The following is a 19,739-nucleotide window of genomic DNA, read 5'->3' as shown; positions in this document are numbered from 1 at the left end:
TGCACGTTCGCCGGCCAGCCAGACAAGCACGAGCCTCCGGAGGCCCCGCCTTGAGCGATCAGCCGTTCGCGCACCTGCACGTCCACACCGAGTACTCGATGCTGGACGGCGCCGCCCGGCTGAAGCAGATGTTCAAGGAGGTCGAGCGGCTGGGCCAGACCCACGTCGCGATGACCGACCACGGCAACATGTACGGCGCGGCCGAGTTCCACAAGCAGGCCACCGGCGCGGGCATCACCCCGGTGATCGGCATCGAGGCGTACGTCGCGCCGGAGTCCCGCTCCAACACCAAGCGCATCCTCTGGGGCCAGCCGCACCAGAAGAAGGACGACGTCTCGGCGTCCGGTGCCTACACCCACAAGACCATCTGGGCCCGGAACAAGGAGGGCCTGCACAACCTCTTCAAGCTGACCTCGCGCTCGTACTCCGAGGGCTGGCTGGTGAAGTGGCCCCGGATGGACAAGGAGCTGATCGCCGAGCTCTCCGGCGGCCTGATGGCGACCACCGGCTGCCCCTCGGGCGAGCTGCAGACCCGGCTCCGGCTCGGCCAGTTCGACGAGGCGCTCAAGTCGGCCGGCGAGTACCAGGAGATCTTCGGCAAGGAGAACTACTTCCTGGAGCTGATGGACCACGGTCTCGACATCGAGAAGCGGGTCCGCGACGGGCTGATCGAGATCGGCAGGAAGCTCGGCATCCCGCCCGTGGTCACCAACGACTCGCACTACACCACCGAGGCCGACGCCGGCGCCCACGACCTGCTGCTCTGCGTGCAGACCGGCAAGAACCTCTCGGACCCGGACCGCTTCCGCTTCGACGGCACCGGCTACTACATCAAGTCGGCCGCCGAGATGTACGCGCTGGACTCCTCGGACGCCTGGCAGGAGGGCTGCCGCAACAGCCAGCTGCTGGTGGCCGAGCGGGTCGACACCACCGGCATGTTCGAGTTCCGCAACCTCATGCCGCGCTTCCCGATCCCGGAGGGCTTCGAGTCCGAGGCGGACTTCTTCAGGTCCAAGGTCTGGGAGGGCATGGACTGGCGCTTCCCGAACGGGTACGACGAGGAGCACAAGAAGCTCGCCGAGTACGAGATGGACACCATCATCCAGATGGGGTTCCCGGCGTACTTCCTCGTGGTCGCCGACTTCATCATGTGGGCGAAGGGCCAGGGCATCGCGGTGGGTCCCGGCCGTGGTTCGGCGGCCGGCTCGCTGGTCGCCTACGCCATGGGCATCACCGACCTCGACCCCATCCCGCACGGCCTGATCTTCGAGCGCTTCCTCAACCCCGAGCGCATCTCCATGCCCGACGTCGACATCGACTTCGACGAGCGCCGGCGCGGTGACGTGATCCGCTACGTGACGGAGAAGTGGGGCTCCGACAAGGTCGCCATGATCGTCACGTACGGCACCATCAAGGCGAAGGCCGCCATCAAGGACTCCTCGCGCGTCCTCGGCTACCCGTACGCGATGGGCGACCGGATCACCAAGGCGATGCCGCCGGACGTCATGGGCAAGGGCATCCCGCTCTCCGGCATCACCGACCCCTCGCACCCGCGCTACAGCGAGGCCGGCGAGATCCGCGGGCTGTACGAGACCGACCCGGACGTCCGCAAGGTGATCGACACCGCGCGCGGCATCGAGGGCCTGATCCGCCAGCCCGGCGTCCACGCGGCCGGCGTCATCATGTCCGCCGAGCCCCTGACCGACCACATCCCGGTGTGGACCCGGCACACCGACGGCGTCACCATCACGCAGTTCGACTACCCCACCTGTGAGGGCCTCGGCCTTCTCAAGATGGACTTCCTCGGCCTGCGCAACCTGACGATCATGGACGACGCCGTCAAGGCGATCGAGAAGAACAAGGGCATCAAGATCAACCTGCTTGATCTGCCCCTGGACGACAAGCCCACCTACGAGCTGCTGGCCCGCGGCGACACGCTCGGCGTCTTCCAGCTCGACGGCGGGCCGATGCGCTCGCTGCTGCGCCTGATGAAGCCCGACAACTTCGAGGACATCTCCGCCGTCCTCGCGCTGTACCGGCCCGGCCCGATGGGCGTCAACTCGCACACCAACTACGCGCTGCGCAAGAACGGCCAGCAGGAGATCACCCCGATCCACCCGGAGCTGGAGAAGCCCCTGGAGGAGGTGCTCCGGCCCACCTACGGCCTGATCGTCTACCAGGAGCAGGTGCAGAAGGCCGCGCAGATCCTGGCCGGCTACTCGCTCGGCCAGGCCGACCTGCTGCGCCGCGCGATGGGCAAGAAGAAGAAGGAGATCCTGGAGGCGGAGTTCGTCCCGTTCCAGAAGGGCTGCCGGGAGCGCGGCTACTCGGACGCGGCGATCCAGGCGGTCTGGGACGTCCTGGTCCCCTTCTCCGGCTACGCGTTCAACAAAGCCCACACCGCCGGGTACGGGCTGGTCTCCTACTGGACCGCCTACCTCAAGGCCAACTACCCGGCCGAGTACATGTCGGGCCTGCTCACCTCGGTCAAGGACGACAAGGACAAGTCCGCGGTCTACCTCAACGAGTGCCGGAAGATGGGCATCAACGTGCTCCCGCCGGACGTCAACGAGTCGGACGCGGACTTCACCCCGCACGGCGACGACACCGTCCGGTTCGGCCTCACGGCCATCCGCAACGTCGGCGGGCCGGTCGTCGAGTCGATGATCCGGACCCGGAAGGCGAAGGGGAAGTTCGCCTCCTTCCCGGACTTCCTGGACAAGGTGGAGTCGGTGGTCTGCAACAAGCGGACCGTCGAATCGCTGATCAAGGCGGGCTCCTTCGACTCGCTCGGGCACACCCGCAAGGGGCTGATCGCACAGTTCGAGCCGATGATCGACAACGTCGTCGGGGTCAAGCGCAAGGAGGCCGAGGGGCAGTTCGACCTGTTCGGCGGCGACGCGACCAGCGACGAGCCGAGCTTCGGGCTGGACGTGGTCTTCTCCGAGGAGGAGTGGGAGAAGTCCTTCCTGCTCACCCAGGAGCGGGAGATGCTCGGCCTGTACGTCTCCTCGCACCCGCTGCACGGCATCGAGCACGTGCTCGCCGACAAGGCGGACTGCGCGGTGGCGGACCTCGCGGAGCGGCCGGACGGCACCATCGTCACCATCGGCGGCATCATCTCGGGCCTGCAGCGGAAGATGACCAAGCAGGGCAACGCCTGGGCGATCGCCACCGTCGAGGACCTCGCCGGTTCGATCGACTGCATGTTCTTCCCCGCCAGCTACCAGCTGGTCTCCTCGCAGCTGGTGGAGGACGCCGTGGTGTTCGTCCGCGGCAAGCTGGACAAGCGGGAGGACGTGCCCCGGCTGATGGGCATGGAGCTGTCCGTCCCCGACCTGTCGAACGCGCACGCCGAGGCGCCGATCGTCATCAACATCCCGAGCGGCAAGGTGACGCCCCCGCTGGTGGCCCGGCTCGGCGAGGTGCTGAGCAGCCACCGGGGGACGACGGAGGTGCGGGTGCGGCTGGAGGCGCGGAACAAGACCACCGTGCTGCGGCTGGACCGGCACCGGGTGAAGTCGGACCCGGCGTTGTTCGGGGACCTCAAGCAGCTGCTCGGGCCGAGCTGCCTGGCGGGGTGATCCCGCCCCCGGCGGCGGGTCGGTGCCGGTCCCGAGGGATCAGGACCCGCCGCCGAGGCCGGCGGGGACGGCGGTGTGCAGGGCCGAGACGAAGGCCGAGATCGCCGGGTGGGAGCCGGCGCCCGCGCGGAAGGCGGCCCGGGTGCGCCGGTACATCGGCAGCCGGGTGAGCACCACCCCCGGCGGGGTCTGCGCGATGCCCAGGTGGGGGACGAGCGCCACCCCCTGACCGGCCGCCACCAGCGCCAGCACCGTCGAGAAGTCGTCGATCTGGTGCCGGATCCGGGGCGCGAAGCCGGCGCTCTCGCAGGCCCGGACGGCCATGGCGTGGCAGAGCGTCCCCGGCGGCGCCATGATCCACGGGGCCGCGCGGTGCTCGGCGACCGTCCCCGGGGCGCGGGCCGCCAGGTACATCGGCTCGGTGAACACCGGACGGGTCACCGCGAGGCCGGGCTCCGGGTCGGCCGGGACGAGGTCGTACTCGTGCACCAGCGCCACGTCCAGCTCGCCCGCACGCAGGGCCGCCGCGACGGCCGCCGGGTCCACCTCGTTCACCATCGGCTCCAGCCCCGGGTGCCACCCGGCCAGCTCGGCGAGGACCGCCGGGATGATCGCCTTGGCCGCCGACGGGTAGGTGCCGATCCGCAGCGGACCGGCCAGCCCCTCGCGGGCGTGGGCGAGTTCGGCGTCCGCTTGCTCCAGCCGCGCCAGCACCGCCTCGGCGTGCCGCACCAGGTTCCGCCCGGCCGGGGTGAGCGCCACCCGCCGCCCGGTGCGCTCCAGCAGGGCGACGCCGGCCTCCTTCTCCAGGACGGACAGCTGCTGGGAGACGGCCGAAGGGCTGAACGACAGCGCCTCGGCGACGGCGGCGATGGTGCCGAGATGGGCGAGTTCGCGCAGCAGGCGCAGGCGTCGGACGTCGAGCATCGGCTCAGCTTACGAGAAGCGTCGGAAATGTGAACTGGACCTGCGGGACGGCGGGATCGCAGGATCATGGCCATGGAACTCAAGGGCATCTACGTTCCCCTGGTCACCCCCTTCGCCGCCGACGGCTCGGTCGCGCTCGACGCGCTGGACAAGCTGGCCCGCTCGGTGCTCGCCGAGGGTGCGGCCGGGCTGGTCGCACTCGGCACCACCGGCGAGCCGGCCACCCTGGACGCGGCGGAGAAGGCGGCGGTGGTCGAGGTCTGCGCCGCCGCCTGCGCCGAGCTGGGCGGGCAGCTGGTGGTCGGCGCAGGCGGTCCGGACACCCGGGCGGCCGCCGAGGAGCTGGCGGGCCTGCGCGAGCGGGTGCCGGGCGCGGCGGCCGCGCTGGTCACCGCGCCGTCCTTCGTCCGGCCGGGCGTGGCGGGGACGCTGGCGCACTTCCGGGCCCTGGCCGCGGCGAGCTCGGTGCCGCTGGTCGTCTACCACATCCCGTACCGCACCGGGCAGGCGCTCCCGGCCGCCGCGCTGGGCGAGCTCGCCTCCCTGCCGGGGGTGGTGGGCGTCAAGTACGCGACCGGCGCGATGGACCACGACGCCGTCGAGCTGCTCGCCGCCGGGCCGGCCGGCTTCGCGGTGCTGGCCGGGGACGACGCCTTCCTCGCGCCGATGCTGGCGCTGGGCGCGGCCGGTGGCATCCTGGCCTCCGCCCACCTGGCCGCGGCCCGGTTCGTCGAGCTGGCCGCCGCCTGGCAGCGCGGGGACGTCCCGCGGGCCCGCGCGCTCGGCCACCGGCTGAGCGCCCTGTCGGCCGCCGCGTTCGCGGCTCCCAACCCGAGCGTGGTCAAGGGCGTGCTGCACGCCCGGGGCCTGATTCCCACCCCTTCGGTGCGGCTGCCGCTGCTGCCGGCCGGTCCGGCGGAGACCGCGCGGGCGCTGGAGCTCGCCACCGGTCTGGACCACTGAGCGGGTCCGGGTCTCTCACACCGTGGAATGCCAGGTCGCGCACCGCCCGTGGCAAGGCATGATGGGCAGAGCGCGGCTGTGAACAGCAACATCAAGAGGAGTTGTCGGAATGAAGATCGGCATTGTCGGGGCCACCGGCCAGGTCGGCGGCGTGGTCCGCGAGATCCTGGCGGAGCGCGCGGGTCGCGAGGGCGGCCTGGGCCCGGTGGAGCAGCTGCGGCTGTTCGCCTCCGCCCGCTCGGCCGGGCGCACCCTGCCGTGGCAGGGCACCGAGATCACCGTCGAGGACGCGGCCACGGCCGACTACACCGGCCTGGACATCGTGATCTTCTCGGCCGGCGGCGCCACCTCCAAGGCGCTCGCCCCCAAGGTCGCCGCGGCCGGCGCGGTCGTGATCGACAACTCCTCCGCCTGGCGCCGTGACCCCGAGGTCCCGCTGGTCGTCTCCGAGGTCAACCCGGAGGCGATCGCCGACCGCCCCAAGGGCATCATCGCCAACCCGAACTGCACCACCATGGCCGCCATGCCGGTGCTGCGGCCGCTGCACGAGGAGGCCGGCCTCGCCGCACTCGTCGTCTCCACCTACCAGGCCGTCTCCGGCAGCGGCGTGGCCGGCGTGGCCGAGCTGCAGGACCAGGCCGCCAAGGTGGTCGACGGCGCCTCGGCGCTCGCCCACGACGGCGGCGCGGTCGAGTTCCCCGAGCCCAAGGTCTACCAGCGGCCGATCGCCTTCAACGTGGTGCCGCTGGCCGGCTCGATCGTCGACGACGGCTCCAACGAGACCGACGAGGAGCAGAAGCTCCGCCACGAGAGCCGCAAGATCCTCGGCATCCCCGAGCTGAAGGTGGCCGGCACCTGCGTGCGGGTGCCGGTCTTCTCCGGCCACTCGCTGCAGATCAACGCCCGCTTCGAACGCCCGATCAGCCCCGAGCGCGCGGTCGAGCTGCTCACCGGCGCCCCCGGCGTCGAGCTGAGCGAGATCCCCACCCCGCTGCAGGCGGCCGGCCGCGACCCGAGCTACGTCGGGCGCATCCGGGCCGACGAGACGGTGGAGCACGGCCTGTCGCTGTTCCTCTCCAACGACAACCTGCGCAAGGGCGCCGCGCTCAACGCCGTCCAGCTGGCCGAGCTGGTCGCCGCCGAGCTCCGGGGCTGAGCACCCGGCCGCAGGTGCCGCGCGCCCGGCCCCGGCCGCGCGCCAAGCGGGCCCCCGTCCTCCGGGACGGGGGCCCGTCGCGTTCCCGGCCGTTGCCGGACCGCGACATCCGCCGAGATTCGGCGCGCGAACCAGGGGTAAAGGTGACCCAACGATCGGGCGGCTGCGGGCCTCCCTCACCCCATCCGGGCCCGGCCGCCGGGCGGACCGCGCCCACCCGGCACCGCGACCGGCGGCGCCTGACCCGAGGGCGAGCGGAAAGAGGTGCGCGATGGACCGCTGTGTCGTCCTGGTGGACGCGGGATACCTGCTGGGCGCCGCCGCCAGCCTGCTCGCGGGGGACCCTTCGCGCTCCCGGGTCACCGTCGACCACACCGCGCTGATCACCGCCCTGCGCGAGCGGGCCGAGGCCGAGACCGGCCTGCCGCTGCTGCGGATCTACTGGTTCGACGCCGCCCCCGACCGCCGCCCGATGCCCGAGCACCGCCGGCTGCGGGTACTGCCCCGGGTGACCGTCCGGCTCGGCGCGCTGACCCGGGCCGAGGGTCGCTGGGTGCAGAAGGGCGTGGACGCCGCGATGCACGCCGAGCTCTCCGAGCTCGCCCGCAACCGGGCCTGCGCCGACGTCGTGCTGATCACCGGCGACGGCGACCTGCTGCCCGGCATGATGTCGGCCAAGGAGCACGGCGTGGTCGTCCACCTCTGGGCGCTGCAGGCCGCCGACGGGGACTTCAACCAGTCCGAGGACCTGGTCGGCGAGGCCGACGAGCGCCGGGTGCTCGACCGGGAGTGGATCGAGGGGTCGTTCAGCCTGCGCGACAACGCCGCAGTCTTCCCTGCCCCCGGGCCGCGGCACGAGATCGCCAAGATCCTGGCCGCGCCGCCGGCCGGCCCGCCCGGTGTGGTGCCGGTGCCGGCGGTCCGCCCCGAGCCGGCCCCGGCCGCGGTGCCGGCGGCCAACGGGCGACCGGCCCCGGCGGCCGCCACCGCGCTCAAGGTCGTCCCGACGCCCAAGGACATAGCGGGCCGCACCGCCCCCGCGCCGCCCGCCGCCGCGGGCCACCCGGCCGGCCCGGTGCTGCGCTGGTCCTCCGACCGCGGCTGGGTGGAGCGGCCCGCCGCCGAGCAGGCCGCCACCGCCGGCGACTGCCTGCCCACCCTGGCCCAGCTGACCACGGCCGAGCAGCGCTGGGCCGACCGCGAGGAGGACATCACCTCGATCGGCGGTGACGCCCACGAGGTCGGCCAGGTGTTCGCCCGCCGCTGGTGCGAGCGGATCGGCAACGCCGAGCGGCTCACCGTGCTCTGGCCCGACTACCCCCGCATCCCGCACCGGGTCGACGGCGAGCTGCTGCGCTACGCCGCCCGGTTCGGGCTGCTCGCGCACAAGGACGACCAGATCGACGAGCACGACCGGTACGCGATCCGGGCCGGCTTCTGGAAGGAACTGTCCGGGCGGGTGCCCGGCGGGGACGTCGTCGTGGACGACTGACCGCCGCGGCCGTCCTGCGCGGGTGATCAGGCCCCCTTGTCCGGTTCGCGGGCCGCACGGCGTAGAGTCTTCGCTCGTGAGTGAGGGCAGCGCGTGAACCGTCCAGAGGTGACCTCGCCGTGCTGTGCCGTACGCGACCTGGTCAAGACGTACCGCTCCGGGCGCGGTGCCGCGGCCGCCGACGTCCGGGCCAACGACGGCGTCACCCTGACCGTCCGGCGGGGTGAGATCTTCGGCCTGCTCGGCCCCAACGGCGCCGGCAAGTCGACCCTGGTCCGCCAGCTCACCGGGCTGCTGCGGCCCGACTCCGGCTCCGTCGAGATCCTCGGCCACGACGTGGTCCGCCATCCGGAGCGGGCCGCCCGGCTGCTCGGCTACCTCGGCCAGGAGTCCACCGCGCTGGACGAGCTGACCGTGGCGCTCGCCGCCGAGACCACCGGCCGGCTGCGCGGCCTGAGCCGGGCGCAGGCCCGGGCGGAGGCCGCCGACGTGCTCACCGAGCTCGCCCTCGAACCGCTCGCCCACCGCCCGCTCGCCAAGCTCTCCGGCGGTCAGCGCCGGCTCGCCTGCTTCGCCGCCACGCTGGTCGGGGAGCGGCCGCTGCTCGTCCTCGACGAGCCGACCACCGGCATGGACCCGGTCGCCCGCCGCGCGGTCTGGAGCGCCGTCGAGCGGCGCCGCACCGAGCTGAGCACGACCGTGCTGCTGGTCACCCACAACGTGATCGAGGCGGAGACCGTGCTGGACCGGGTCGCCGTGCTGGACGACGGCCGGGTGATCGCCTGTGACACGCCCGGCGGACTCAAGGCCCTGGTCGACGGCGACGTCCGGCTGGACCTGGTCTGGCGGGACGAGGCCCCGCTCACCGTGCCCGCCGTCGCGGAGCTGGCCGGGCGCGCCGAGCGCACCGGCCGCCGCTGGACCGTGCGCACCACCCCGGAGGAGGCCCGCGAGCTGGTCGCCGCCGTCACCACCGGCCCGGCCTTCGCCGCGCTGGACGACTTCACCCTGGCCACCCCGAGCCTTGAGGACGCCTACCTCAAGCTGGGCGGCCGCCATGGAGGACTGGTCAAGTGACGCTGCTCTCCGCGCCGCCGCAGACCAGCGGGACGACGGACGCCGGGCCCGCCCCGCTGGCGCCGGCCGCCCGGCTGCTGCCCGCGCTGGCCGCCGTGTACCGGGCGCAGCTGGCCCGCGCCAAGGTGGCCCGGATCCCGCTGCTGTTCGTCGCGACCTTCCAGTCGCTCGGCATCCTGGTGATGATGCGCGGTGTGGTCGACCCGGGGGAGACGGCGGCCGCGCGCTCGGTGGTGGCCGGGTCCAGCGTGCTGGTGGTGGCGTTCGTGGCGCTCAACCTGCTGGCCCAGTACTTCGGGCGGCTGCGGGCCACCGGAGGCCTCGACCACTACGCGACGCTGCCCGTCCCCGCCGCCTCGGTGGTGCTGGGCGCGGCCGCCGCGTACGCCTCGTTCACGCTGCCCGGCGCGCTGGTGACCGCCGCGGCCGGGGCCGTGATGTTCGGGCTGCCGCTGGGGCAGCTCTGGGTGCTGCTCGCGGTGGTGCCGCTGGCCGGGGCGGCCCTCTCCGGGCTCGGCGCGGCCTGCGGGCTGCTCGCGCCCCGGCAGGAGATCGCCACCATGCTGGGGCAGCTCGGCATGTCGGCGGCGCTGCTGCTCGGGGTGCTGCCGGTGGACCACCTGCCGCAGCCGGTGCTCTGGCTGCGCGACCTGCTGCCCTCCACGTACGGGGTCGAGGCCTTCGCCCGGACCTTCGCCGCCGATCCGGACTGGGCGCAGGTGGCGGGCAACCTCGCGGTCTGCGCCGGGGTGGGCGTGGTGTCGCTGGCCGTCGCCACCTGGGCGTACCGGCGGGCCACCACCCGGTAGCGGGTGACGCGGGTGCCCGGCCCGGGCGTCCACGGTGCGGGTGGCGGGTCCGTTCCGGCGGCGCTCGTGAAACGATGGGCGGGTGACCGTACCGAACACACCTCCGGATCCCCTGCACGCGGCTGCGGGCGCCGAAGCGGACACCTCCGCCCCGAACCCGTTCGCGCCGCCGGAGGCGCCGGACCGGGCCCTCGCACGGAAGGCGGACGGACCCGCGCTCCAGCGCCTGCTGCCCGAGCTGAAGGTCGGAGCGGTCACGGTGCTGGTCTGCCTGGTGCTGGGGGTGGCGATGGCGGCCCTCTGGGCGTGGCTGGCGCCGAAGGTGCCGCTGGTGGTCGACGGCAACAAGATCCTCTACGGCGACCCGGAGGGCGAGCAGCGGGCCGGGGCGGACAGCGTGTTCGTCCTGATCGGTCTGGGCATGGGCGCCCTGACCGCGCTCGGGGCCTTCCTGGCCACCCGGCGGCGCGGCGGCGGCATCGCGGTGGCGGTCGGCCTCGCGGTCGGCGGGCTGCTGGCCTCGGTCGGCGCCTGGGGCCTGGGCCGCCGGCTCGGCCCGGCCGGTGACCTGGTCGCCGAGGCCAAGCGGGTCGGCGACGGCGGCCACTTCGACGCCGACATCGACCTCGGGGCGTACGGCGCGCTGCTGGCCTGGCCGATGGCCGCCATGGTGGTGCTGCTGGCGCTCTCGGCGGCGTTCGGCAAGCGCGAGGAGGACCCGCCGCCGTACTGGGCCGGCCCCTCCGCGGGGCAGCAGCCGCCGGCCGGTCTGCCGTCCGGTCCCACGGACGTCGCGCAGGGCCCGGCCGGGGGGCCGCAGGACGGGCCGCGGCCGCCGGAGGACCGGCTGGGCTGAGCCCCCGGGCCGGGGCGGACCGGCGTCCGCTCGGGGCGGCGGGTCAGCGTCCGATCGGGGCGGTGCTGGCGCCGGTGAGCGTGACCAGGTCGGCGGGGGCCAATTCGACCTCCAGCCCGCGCCGGCCGGCCGAGACGTAGACCGTGGGGTGGCCGAGCGCGCTGTCGTCCACCACGGTGCGCAGCGGCCGGCGCTGCCCGAGCGGGGAGATGCCGCCGCGGACGTACCCACTGCTGCGCTCGGCGGCGGCCGGGTCGGCCATCGCGGCGCGCTTGCCGCCGACGGCCGCGGCGAGCGCCTTCAGGTCGAGCTGCCCGGCCACCGGGACGACGCCCACGGTGAGGACGCCGTCCACGTCGGCGACCAGCGTCTTGAACACCCGCTCGGCGGCGACCCCGAGCGCCTCGGCGGCCTCGCCGCCGTAGGAGGCGGCCGCCGGGTCGTGCTCGTAGGCGTGCACGGTGAACGCGACGGCGGCGTTCTCCAGGGCGACCGTGGCAGGTGTGCCCTGGCCGCCCTTCTTCGGCTTCCTGGCCATCTGCGGGACCTCCGGGGCGGGAGTCGGTCGGGTCTGTCAGCCGGGGCTGACGTGTCGGTGGGGCTGTCAGTTGGGGCTGAAAGACTGGCGGGTCAGGTCGACCGCCGGGAGCGAGGGCAGCCAGCTCAGCACGGACGTCTCGCGGCGCAGCAGCTCCAGCTCGGTGCGCAGCCGCTGCGCCGTGTCCGGGCAGGCGAGCAGCTCCTGCTTGACCGGCGTGCCGAGCACCGAGGCGGCGGCCACCAGGTAGGAGAGCACCTGCGGGTCGTCGGGCAGCTGCTGGTGGCCGACGGTGCTGGCCTCGCGGGCCCCGGCCAGCCGCTTCTGGTACGTCCGGAAGGCCCGTTCCACGCCGGCGGCCAGCGCCCCGGCACCCTCACCGGGCTGCTCCTCGATCGGCTCGATCTCGCCGACCAGGTAGGGGCCGCCGGTGTCGACCGAGCGCAGCCGGAACCGGGTGGTGCCGGTGACCAGCAGTTCGTACCGGCCGTCGGGCTGCTCCTGGGCGGAGGCGAGGTCGGCCACGCAGCCGACGTGGTACATCGCTTCGAGCGGGTCGCCGGTGACGGTGCCGAGGCCGTCCAGCGGACCGGCCGGGCCGTCGTCCGCCCGGACCGGCGCGACCTCGCGGCCGTCCCGGATGGCGAGGATGCCGAACCTGCGGGGCTGGTCCTCGGGCAGCGCGAGCAGGTCGGCGACGAGACGGCGGTAGCGCTCCTCGAAGACGTTCAGGGGCAGCACCAGGCCCGGGTAGAGCACGGTGTTCAGCGGGAAGAGCGGCAGCCGTTCTGTCACGGCGCACAGCGTAGTTCCCCGCGGCCCCCGTCCGCCCGGGCATTGCGGCCCGAAGCGGGGACCCAGCGCCTCGACGGGATCCGAAGGAGAGGCGCTAACCGCGCTGGAGCATCCGGGTGGCGCCGGCGGCGACGGTGGTGGCCAGCACCCAGCCGACGATCACCAGGCCGGAGACGACCCACTGGTCGGCGCCGCCCGGGTTCCAGCCCTGCTGACCGAGGTCCACGACCGGGAGCAGCTGGCCCAGCGCGTACAGCACCGGGTTCCAGTGCGGCCTCTCGTCGGCCTTGAGCGGCTGCAGCTCGTGGGTGGCGAAGTAGAGGCTGCCGAGCGCCCAGGCGAGCAGCAGCCAGAGCGCGGCCCGGCCGGGGCGGTAGCCGTAGCCGACGGTGGCGTCCTGCACCCGGCCCCAGATCCGGGCCGGCAGCGGCAGGGTCTGCCGGCGCCGGCGCTGCTTGGCGTAGAGCACCTCGCGGGCGTCGTCGTCGGCGCCGTCCCGGCGCAGCGCGGCGGCCAGCTGCTCGTAGGACTCGGGCTGGAACTCCACCGAGGAGCCCTCCAGCCAGGCGATCCGCTGCTGGACGCTGAACGGGGCGACCGGGCGCAGGCACTCGTAGGTGAAGCCGGTCAGCCCGAGCCGCCTGCCCCGCGGCCAGGCGTCGGGGTCGTCGACCAGGTTGCCGATCCGGGCCCGGGAGAGCGAGACGGTGCCGGTGGGCGGGACCTTGCAGCTGAAGCGGAGCTCGGGGGTCTGGATACGGCGCAGGGAGAGCTCGTCGTCCCCCTCCAGGTGGAACTCGCCGGAGATCAGGCAGGCGTTCTCGAACCGGCTGTCCGAGAGCCGGACCCTGCCGTGGGCGCGGAACGGCGTGCTCGGTGCGTCCGGCGCCGGGCTCTCGCCGTAGCCGGAGCCGTAGTAGGCCTGGGAGCCCACCCAGCCCAAGTCGGCGGAGCTGGTCAGGTAGAGCGTGTGGCCGACGGTCATCCGGACGGCGTTGAGGCAGGTGCGGTTGCCGGGAACGGCGTGCAGCTGGGCGCCGCGCAGCGACAGCCGGCCGCCGATCCGGCAGGTGCGCAGCGACAGCTCGCCGCGCACCTCGATCCGTTCGGCCTCGACGTCCTGGTGGACGCCGAGCCCGTCGGCGGAGACCGCCCGGCCGTACCGGTCGGCGCCGAGCACGCTCTGGTTGAGCAGCAGGTCGGTGCCGATCCGGGCGTCGGTGAGCCGCAGGCCCTCGGGTATTCGGCAGCGGGCCAGGTGGAGGTCGCCGGAGGTGACGAGGCGGGAGGCCTCCAGTCGCGGGAGCAGGCAGCCGACGAAGCGCAGCGTGCCCGCCTCGGCCTCGGACATCAGGACCTTCTGCTCGAACCGGCAGTCGTGCAGCTCGACGTAGTGCCCGATGGTGCCGCCGGCCAGCCGCAGCGGGCCGGTGATCCGGGCCCCGGTCAGCTTGAGCGAGGCGACCCGCCCGGGGACGGCGGTCGGGCCGTCCAGCAGCAGCCGGGAGAGCACCTCGGCGCGGACGGTCCGCTCCGGCCCCCATTCGGCCCCGCCGAAGGGGTCGTCCTGCTCGGCGTCGCCGGCCCGCAGGTCGTGGATCCGGCCGTGCCGGAACGCCTCCCAGAGCCCCTGCTCCACCCGGGTCCAGCCGTCCGGTGCCCGTTCCGCCATCGTTCCCCCGTTTCCCCCGGTCGTCTCGCCTTTCGTATCACGGACTGAAATGCGGGACCGGCGATTCCGGCCACTCCTTACACTGGTTGGCGTGATCTCTCGAATCGATCTGCGCGGCTCGCTCGACGACCCGCGTGACCTGCTGCCCCGTGCCGACTTCGACGTCGCGGCCGCCCTGGAGAAGGTGCGGCCGATCGCCGAGGACGTACGCCATCGCGGGGTCACGGCGCTGATCGAGCTCACCGAGCGGTTCGACGGCGTGCGGCTGGAGTCCACCCGGGTGCCCGCCGAGCAGATCGCCGAGGCCCTGGCGGGACTGGACCCGAAGGTGCGGGCCGCCCTGGAGGAGTCGATCCGCCGCGCCCGCACCGTCCACGCCGACCAGCGACGCACCGGACACACCACCCAGGTGGTGCCCGGCGGCACGGTCACCCAGCGCTGGGTGCCGGTCGACCGGGTCGGCCTCTACGTGCCGGGCGGCCTGGCGGTCTACCCGTCCTCCGTGGTGATGAACGTGGTGCCCGCGCAGGAGGCCGGCGTCACCGGCATCGCCGTCACCTCGCCGCCGCAGAAGGCCTTCGGCGGGCGCGTCCACCCGACCATCCTGGCGGCCTGCGCGCTGCTCGGCGTCACCGAGGTGTACGCGGTCGGCGGCGCCCAGGCGGTCGCCATGTTCGCCCTGGGCACCGAGGAGTGCGCGCCGGTGAACATGGTCACCGGTCCGGGCAACATCTACGTGGCCGCCGCCAAGCGCTACTTCTCCGGCCGGATCGGCATCGACTCCGAGGCCGGCCCGACCGAGATCATGGTGCTCGCCGACGACAGCGCGGACGCCACCGAGGTGGCCGCCGACCTGATCAGCCAGGCCGAGCACGGCCCGACCTCCGGCTCGGTGCTGGTCACCGACTCGCCGGCGCTGGCCGACGCGGTGGAGGCCGAGCTCAAGGAGCAGGTCGCCCGGACCAGGCACGGCGAGCGGGTGGCCCAGGCGCTCGGCGGTCCGCAGTCCGGCATCATCCTGGTCGACGACCTGGAGCAGGGCCTGACGGTGGCCAACGCGTACGCGGCCGAGCACCTGGAGATCCAGACCCGGGACGCCCACGCCGTCGCCGCCGGGGTGCGCAACGCCGGCGCGATCTTCATCGGCCGGTACACCCCCGTGTCGCTCGGCGACTACGCGGCCGGCTCCAACCACGTGCTGCCGACCGGCGGCTGCGCCTGCCACTCCTCCGGGCTCTCCGTCCAGACCTTCCTGCGCGGCGTCCAGGTCGTCGAGTACGACCGCGAGGCCCTGGCCGGCATCGCCGCGCACGTCGTCAACCTGGCGGACGCCGAGGACCTCCCCGGGCACGGCGACGCGATCAAGGCCCGATTCGACTGGAGTGTCCCCGGCTCGTGACGAAGATCGACGACCTCCCGATCCGCGACGAACTGCGCGGACAGTCCCCCTACGGGGCGCCCCAGCTCGACGTTCCCGTCCAGCTGAACACCAACGAGAACCCGTACCAGCTGCCCGAGGAGCTGGTGGCCCGGATCGCCGAGCGCGTCGCCGAGGCCGCCCGCAGCCTCAACCGCTACCCCGACCGGGACGCGGTCGAGCTGCGCGAAGGCCTGGCCGCGTACCTGACCCGCACCACCGGGCACCCGGTGGCCCGGGAGCAGGTCTGGGCCGCCAACGGCTCCAACGAGATCATCCAGCAGCTGCTGCAGACCTTCGGCGGCCCCGGCCGCACCGCGCTCGGCTTCGAGCCCTCGTACTCGATGCACGCCCTGATCTCCCGCGGCACCGGCACCGGCTGGATCTCCGGCCCGCGCAGCGAGGACTTCACCGTCGACGTGGCCGCCGCCGAGGCGGCCATCGCCGAGCACCGGCCGAACGTCGTCTTCGTCTGCTCGCCGAACAACCCGACGGGTACCGCGGTCGCCGCCGAGACCGTGCTGCGCCTGTACGAGGCGGCGCAGGCCGCCCGGCCCAGCCTGGTGGTCGTGGACGAGGCGTACGTCGAGTTCTCGCACCGGGACTCCCTGCTGCCGCTGCTGGCGGGCCGGCCCAACCTCGTGGTCACCCGCACCATGTCCAAGGCCTTCGGCGCGGCCGGCCTGCGGCTGGGCTACCTCGCCGCCGACCCGGCCGTCGTGGACGCGGTGCAGCTGGTCCGGCTGCCGTACCACCTGTCGGCCGTCACCCAGGCCACCGCGCTGGCGTGCCTGGAGCACACCGACACCCTGCTCGGCTACGTCGGCCGGCTCAAGACGGAGCGCGACCGGCTGGTCGACGCGCTGCGCGGGCTCGGCCTGGAGGTGACCGACTCGGACGCCAACTTCGTCCAGTTCGGCCGCTTCGACGACACCCACGCCGTCTGGCAGGCCATCCTCGACCGCGGCGTCCTGGTCCGGGACAACGGCGTTCCCGGGTGGCTGCGCGTCACCGCCGGCACCCCCGCCGAGAACGACGCCTTCCTGGACGCCGTCGCGACCGTGATCAAGGAGCTGTAACCCCGTATGTCCCGTATCGGACGCATCGAGCGCACCACCAAGGAGACCTCGGTCCTGGTCGAGATCGACCTCGACGGCACCGGCAGGACCGACATCTCCACGGGCGTCGGGTTCTACGACCACATGCTCGACCAGCTCGGCCGCCACGGCCTCTTCGACCTCACCGTGAAGACCGACGGCGACCTGCACATCGACACCCACCACACGATCGAGGACACCGCCCTCGCGCTCGGTGCCGCCTTCAAGCAGGCGCTCGGGGACAAGGTCGGCATCTACCGCTTCGGCAACTGCACGGTGCCGCTGGACGAGTCCCTCGCCCAGGTCACCGTGGACCTCTCCGGCCGCCCCTACCTGGTGCACACCGAGCCGGAGAACATGGCGCCGATGATCGGCAGCTACGACACCACGATGACGCGGCACATCCTGGAGTCCTTCGTGGCGCAGGCGCAGATAGCCCTGCACGTCCACGTGCCGTACGGGCGCAACGCGCACCACATCGTGGAGTGCCAGTTCAAGGCGCTGGCCCGGGCGCTGCGCTACGCCGCCGAGCGCGACCCGCGCGCGGCCGGCATCCTCCCGTCGACCAAGGGTGCGCTGTGAGCAAGTCCGCTGTTGTCCTCCTCTTCGCCGGCCTCTTCCTGGCCGGCGGCGTGATCTCGTTCTGGAAGCAGAAGCAGTCGAAGGGCGTCATCCTCGTCCTCGCGCTGGGCTCGGTGATGTGCCTGGTCTCCGGCCTGATGCGCCTGTAACCGTCGAGCCAACGAAAGACCGGGAAACCTGAACATGGGCAAGAACGTCGTCGTGCTCGACTACGGCTCGGGCAACCTCCGCTCGGCCCAGCGCGCCGTCGAGCGCACGGGCGCGAACGTCACCGTCACCTCCGACTACCGGGCGGCGATGGACGCGGACGGCCTGCTCGTCCCCGGCGTCGGCGCCTTCGAGGCCTGCATGCGCGGGCTCAAGGGCGTCCGGGGCGACTGGATCATCGACCGCCGGCTCTCCGGGGGCCGCCCCGTGCTGGGGATCTGCGTCGGCATGCAGATCCTCTTCGAGAAGGGCGTCGAGCACGGGGTGGAGACCCCGGGCTGCGACGAGTGGCCCGGCACGGTCGAACCGCTGGACGCGCCGGTCGTCCCGCACATGGGGTGGAACACCGTCGACGCCCCCGAGGGCAGCCGGATGTTCGCCGGCCTCGACGCCGACACCCGCTTCTACTTCGTGCACTCCTACGGGGTGCGGCACTGGGACATGGAGATCCACAGCGCGCGGATCGACCCCCCGATGGTCACCTGGGCCACCCACGGGCAGCCGTTCGTCGCGGCCGTGGAGAACGGCCCGCTCTGGGCCACCCAGTTCCACCCCGAGAAGTCCGGCGACGCCGGCGCCGCCCTGCTGACCAACTGGGTCAACACCCTCTGACGATCTGAGAGCTGACACCATGAGCCGCCTCGAACTGCTCCCCGCCGTCGACGTCCGGGACGGCCAGGCCGTTCGCCTGGTCAAGGGCGCCTCCGGCACCGAGACCTCCTTCGGCGAGCCGCTCGCCGCCGCCCTCGCCTGGCAGAACGCCGGCGCCGAGTGGCTCCACCTCGTCGACCTGGACGCCGCCTTCGGCACCGGCAGCAACCGCGAGCTCATCCGTGAGGTCACCGGCGCGCTGGACATCAAGGTCGAGCTCTCCGGCGGCATCCGCGACGACGCGTCGCTGGCCGCCGCCCTCGCCACCGGCTGCACCCGGGTCAACCTCGGCACCGCCGCCCTGGAGAGCCCCGAGTGGGTCGCCAAGGTCATCGCCGAGCACGGCGACCGGATCGCCGTCGGCCTGGACGTCGTCGGCACCACCCTGCGCGGCCGCGGCTGGACCAGCGACGGCGGCCAGCTCTTCGACGTACTGGCCCGCCTCGACGCCGAGGGCTGCGCCCGCTACGTCGTCACCGACGTCAACCGGGACGGCACCCTGACCGGCCCCAACCTGCAGCTGCTGCGCGACGTCTGCGCCGCCACCGACAAGCCGGTGGTCGCCTCCGGCGGCGTCTCCTCGCTGGACGACCTGCGCGCCATCGCGACCCTGGTCGGCGAGGGAGTCGAGGGCGCCATCGTCGGCAAGGCACTCTACGAGCAGAAGTTCACGCTCGAAGAGGCCCTGGAGGCGGTTTCAGGATGACGGAACGTCAGGTCGTGCGCGGTCGGGTCGGCGGAATCTCCCCCTGGGAGGAGGTGTTCGGCTCGGCGCAGGCGGTGGCCGCGGGCGACCACGTGCACGTGGCCGGCGCCCGGCCCTTCCAGGGCCGGGCCCTCGTCGGCGAGGGCGACCCGTACGAGCAGGCGGTCGCCTCCTTCCGGGTCGGCCTGGACGCCCTGGCCGCGTACGGCCTGACCGCCGACGACGTGGTCCGCACCCGGATGTACCTGACCCACGCCCGTGACGTGGACGCGGTGGGCCGTGCCCACCGCGAAATCTTCGAGACCGTACGCCCGGTGGCCGCCATGGTGGTGGTCCAGGGCCTGATCGACCCCCGGATGCTGGTCGAGGTGGAACTCGACGCCCACCGGCCCGGGCTGGCAAGCACTGTGGAAGGCGGACAGCCGTGACCCTCGCCGTACGAGTCATCCCCTGCCTGGACGTCGACGCCGGCCGGGTGGTCAAGGGCGTCAACTTCCAGAACCTGCGCGACGCAGGTGACCCGGTCGAGATGGCCAAGCTCTACGACGCCGAGGGCGCCGACGAGCTGACCTTCCTCGACATCACCGCCTCCTCCGGTGACCGGGAGACCACCTACGACGTGGTCCGCCGCACCGCCGAGCAGGTCTTCATCCCGTTGACCGTCGGCGGCGGCATCCGCACCCCCGACGACGTCGACAAGCTGCTGCGGGCCGGCGCCGACAAGATCGGCGTCAACACCGCGGCGATCGCCCGCCCGGAGCTGATCCGGGAGATCGCCCAGCGGTTCGGCCGCCAGGTGCTGGTCCTCTCGGTGGACGCCCGGCGCTGCCCGGAGGGCACCGAGACGCCGTCCGGCTTCGAGGTCACCACGCACGGCGGGCGCCGGGGCACCGGCCTGGACGCCGTCGAGTGGGCCGGCCGGGCGGCCGAGCTGGGTGCGGGCGAGATCCTGCTGAACTCGATGGACGCGGACGGCACCAAGGACGGCTACGACCTGGAGCTGATCCGGGCGGTCCGCAAGACCGTGTCCGTCCCGGTGATCGCCTCCGGCGGCGCCGGCAAGACCGCCGACTTCGCCCCCGCGGTGGACGCCGGCGCGGACGCGGTGCTGGCCGCCAGCGTCTTCCACTTCGGCGACCTGCGGATCCGCGAGGTCAAGGACGCGCTGCGCGAGGCCGGTCACCCGGTCCGCTGAGGCGCGCCGGACGGC

Annotated in this window: 19 protein-coding genes; 15 read left to right on the top strand and 4 right to left on the bottom strand. The window is 73.3% G+C overall.

Annotation, left to right across the window (positions count from 1 at the left end; translation table 11 throughout):
* Positions 1–50: 50 nt before the first annotated feature.
* Entirely contained in the window at positions 51–3,584 is a 3,534-nt protein-coding gene (gene dnaE / locus MCM47_RS01970; protein ID WP_238740301.1) for a DNA polymerase III subunit alpha, read from the top strand.
* Positions 3,585–3,623: 39 nt separating this feature from the next.
* Here dnaE and MCM47_RS01965 read toward each other — a convergent pair whose 3' ends face one another.
* Positions 3,624–4,511 carry a LysR family transcriptional regulator gene (locus MCM47_RS01965; protein ID WP_238740299.1) on the bottom strand — a complete coding sequence of 296 codons (888 nt, stop codon included), beginning with the start codon at positions 4,509–4,511 and terminating at the stop codon, positions 3,624–3,626.
* 72 nt (positions 4,512–4,583) lie between these two features.
* Between MCM47_RS01965 and MCM47_RS01960 the strand changes: the two genes are divergently transcribed.
* The 6 genes from MCM47_RS01960 (at position 4,584) to MCM47_RS01935 (ending at position 10,864) form a co-directional block, all read left to right on the top strand.
* Positions 4,584–5,474 carry a dihydrodipicolinate synthase family protein gene (locus tag MCM47_RS01960; protein ID WP_238740297.1) on the top strand — a complete coding sequence of 297 codons (891 nt, stop codon included), beginning with the start codon at positions 4,584–4,586 and terminating at the stop codon, positions 5,472–5,474.
* A gap of 109 nt (positions 5,475–5,583) precedes the next feature.
* Positions 5,584–6,630, top strand: coding sequence for an aspartate-semialdehyde dehydrogenase (locus MCM47_RS01955; protein WP_238740295.1), 1,047 nt, complete (start codon positions 5,584–5,586; stop codon positions 6,628–6,630).
* Positions 6,631–6,901: 271 nt separating this feature from the next.
* The gene (locus MCM47_RS01950; RefSeq protein WP_238740293.1) at positions 6,902–8,122 is read left to right on the top strand and encodes an NYN domain-containing protein; all 1,221 of its coding nucleotides are present in this window, start codon (positions 6,902–6,904) and stop codon (positions 8,120–8,122) included.
* Between the two features lie 93 nt (positions 8,123–8,215).
* On the top strand, positions 8,216–9,199 hold the full coding sequence (locus MCM47_RS01945) for an ABC transporter ATP-binding protein (RefSeq protein ID WP_238740291.1): 984 nt from the start codon (positions 8,216–8,218) through the stop codon (positions 9,197–9,199).
* Positions 9,196–10,008 (top strand): ABC transporter permease, encoded by an 813-nt coding sequence (locus tag MCM47_RS01940; RefSeq protein WP_238740289.1) that lies wholly within the window; start codon positions 9,196–9,198, stop codon positions 10,006–10,008. Before MCM47_RS01945 ends, MCM47_RS01940 begins: the two co-directional genes overlap by 4 nt.
* Before the next feature lie 82 nt (positions 10,009–10,090).
* Positions 10,091–10,864, top strand: a complete 774-nt coding sequence (locus MCM47_RS01935; RefSeq protein WP_238740287.1) for a hypothetical protein — start codon at positions 10,091–10,093, stop codon at positions 10,862–10,864.
* Between the two features lie 43 nt (positions 10,865–10,907).
* On the opposite strand, the gene ybaK is transcribed toward MCM47_RS01935, so the two are convergent.
* The 3 genes from ybaK to MCM47_RS01920 form a co-directional block, all read right to left on the bottom strand.
* Positions 10,908–11,402 carry a Cys-tRNA(Pro) deacylase gene (gene ybaK / locus MCM47_RS01930; RefSeq protein WP_238740285.1) on the bottom strand — a complete coding sequence of 165 codons (495 nt, stop codon included), beginning with the start codon at positions 11,400–11,402 and terminating at the stop codon, positions 10,908–10,910.
* Between the two features lie 66 nt (positions 11,403–11,468).
* Entirely contained in the window at positions 11,469–12,197 is a 729-nt protein-coding gene (locus MCM47_RS01925; RefSeq protein ID WP_238740283.1) for an LON peptidase substrate-binding domain-containing protein, read from the bottom strand.
* A 94-nt stretch (positions 12,198–12,291) separates the two neighbouring features.
* Positions 12,292–13,869, bottom strand: a complete 1,578-nt coding sequence (locus tag MCM47_RS01920; protein ID WP_238740281.1) for an oxidoreductase — start codon at positions 13,867–13,869, stop codon at positions 12,292–12,294.
* 91 nt (positions 13,870–13,960) lie between these two features.
* On the opposite strand from MCM47_RS01920, the gene hisD reads away from it, so the two are divergent.
* The 8 genes from hisD to hisF are packed head-to-tail and all read left to right on the top strand — an operon-like array spanning position 13,961 to position 19,724.
* The gene (gene hisD / locus MCM47_RS01915) at positions 13,961–15,268 is read left to right on the top strand and encodes a histidinol dehydrogenase (protein WP_238740279.1); all 1,308 of its coding nucleotides are present in this window, start codon (positions 13,961–13,963) and stop codon (positions 15,266–15,268) included.
* Complete coding sequence (locus tag MCM47_RS01910) at positions 15,265–16,365, top strand: histidinol-phosphate transaminase (protein ID WP_238740277.1); 1,101 nt, start codon at positions 15,265–15,267, stop codon at positions 16,363–16,365. Before hisD ends, MCM47_RS01910 begins: the two co-directional genes overlap by 4 nt.
* Positions 16,366–16,371: 6 nt before the next feature.
* A complete protein-coding gene (hisB, locus tag MCM47_RS01905) occupies positions 16,372–16,965 on the top strand; it encodes an imidazoleglycerol-phosphate dehydratase HisB (protein WP_238740275.1) in 594 nt (197 codons plus the stop codon).
* A complete protein-coding gene (locus tag MCM47_RS01900; protein ID WP_238740273.1) occupies positions 16,962–17,114 on the top strand; it encodes a hypothetical protein in 153 nt (50 codons plus the stop codon). Before hisB ends, MCM47_RS01900 begins: the two co-directional genes overlap by 4 nt.
* 34 nt (positions 17,115–17,148) lie before the next feature.
* Positions 17,149–17,784, top strand: coding sequence for an imidazole glycerol phosphate synthase subunit HisH (hisH, locus tag MCM47_RS01895; RefSeq protein WP_238740271.1), 636 nt, complete (start codon positions 17,149–17,151; stop codon positions 17,782–17,784).
* A gap of 19 nt (positions 17,785–17,803) precedes the next feature.
* Positions 17,804–18,529 carry a bifunctional 1-(5-phosphoribosyl)-5-((5-phosphoribosylamino)methylideneamino)imidazole-4-carboxamide isomerase/phosphoribosylanthranilate isomerase PriA gene (gene priA / locus MCM47_RS01890; RefSeq protein WP_238740269.1) on the top strand — a complete coding sequence of 242 codons (726 nt, stop codon included), beginning with the start codon at positions 17,804–17,806 and terminating at the stop codon, positions 18,527–18,529.
* Positions 18,526–18,957 carry a Rid family hydrolase gene (locus MCM47_RS01885; protein ID WP_238740267.1) on the top strand — a complete coding sequence of 144 codons (432 nt, stop codon included), beginning with the start codon at positions 18,526–18,528 and terminating at the stop codon, positions 18,955–18,957. The genes priA and MCM47_RS01885 overlap by 4 nt, the downstream gene beginning before the upstream one ends.
* A complete protein-coding gene (gene hisF / locus MCM47_RS01880) occupies positions 18,954–19,724 on the top strand; it encodes an imidazole glycerol phosphate synthase subunit HisF (RefSeq protein ID WP_238740265.1) in 771 nt (256 codons plus the stop codon). Before MCM47_RS01885 ends, hisF begins: the two co-directional genes overlap by 4 nt.
* The last annotated feature ends 15 nt before the right edge of the window (positions 19,725–19,739 follow it).

This window comes from Kitasatospora sp. A2-31 (genome assembly GCF_022288725.1).
In the GTDB taxonomy this organism is placed as follows: domain Bacteria; phylum Actinomycetota; class Actinomycetes; order Streptomycetales; family Streptomycetaceae; genus Kitasatospora.
This window is presented reverse-complemented; position numbering and strand designations above follow the sequence as displayed.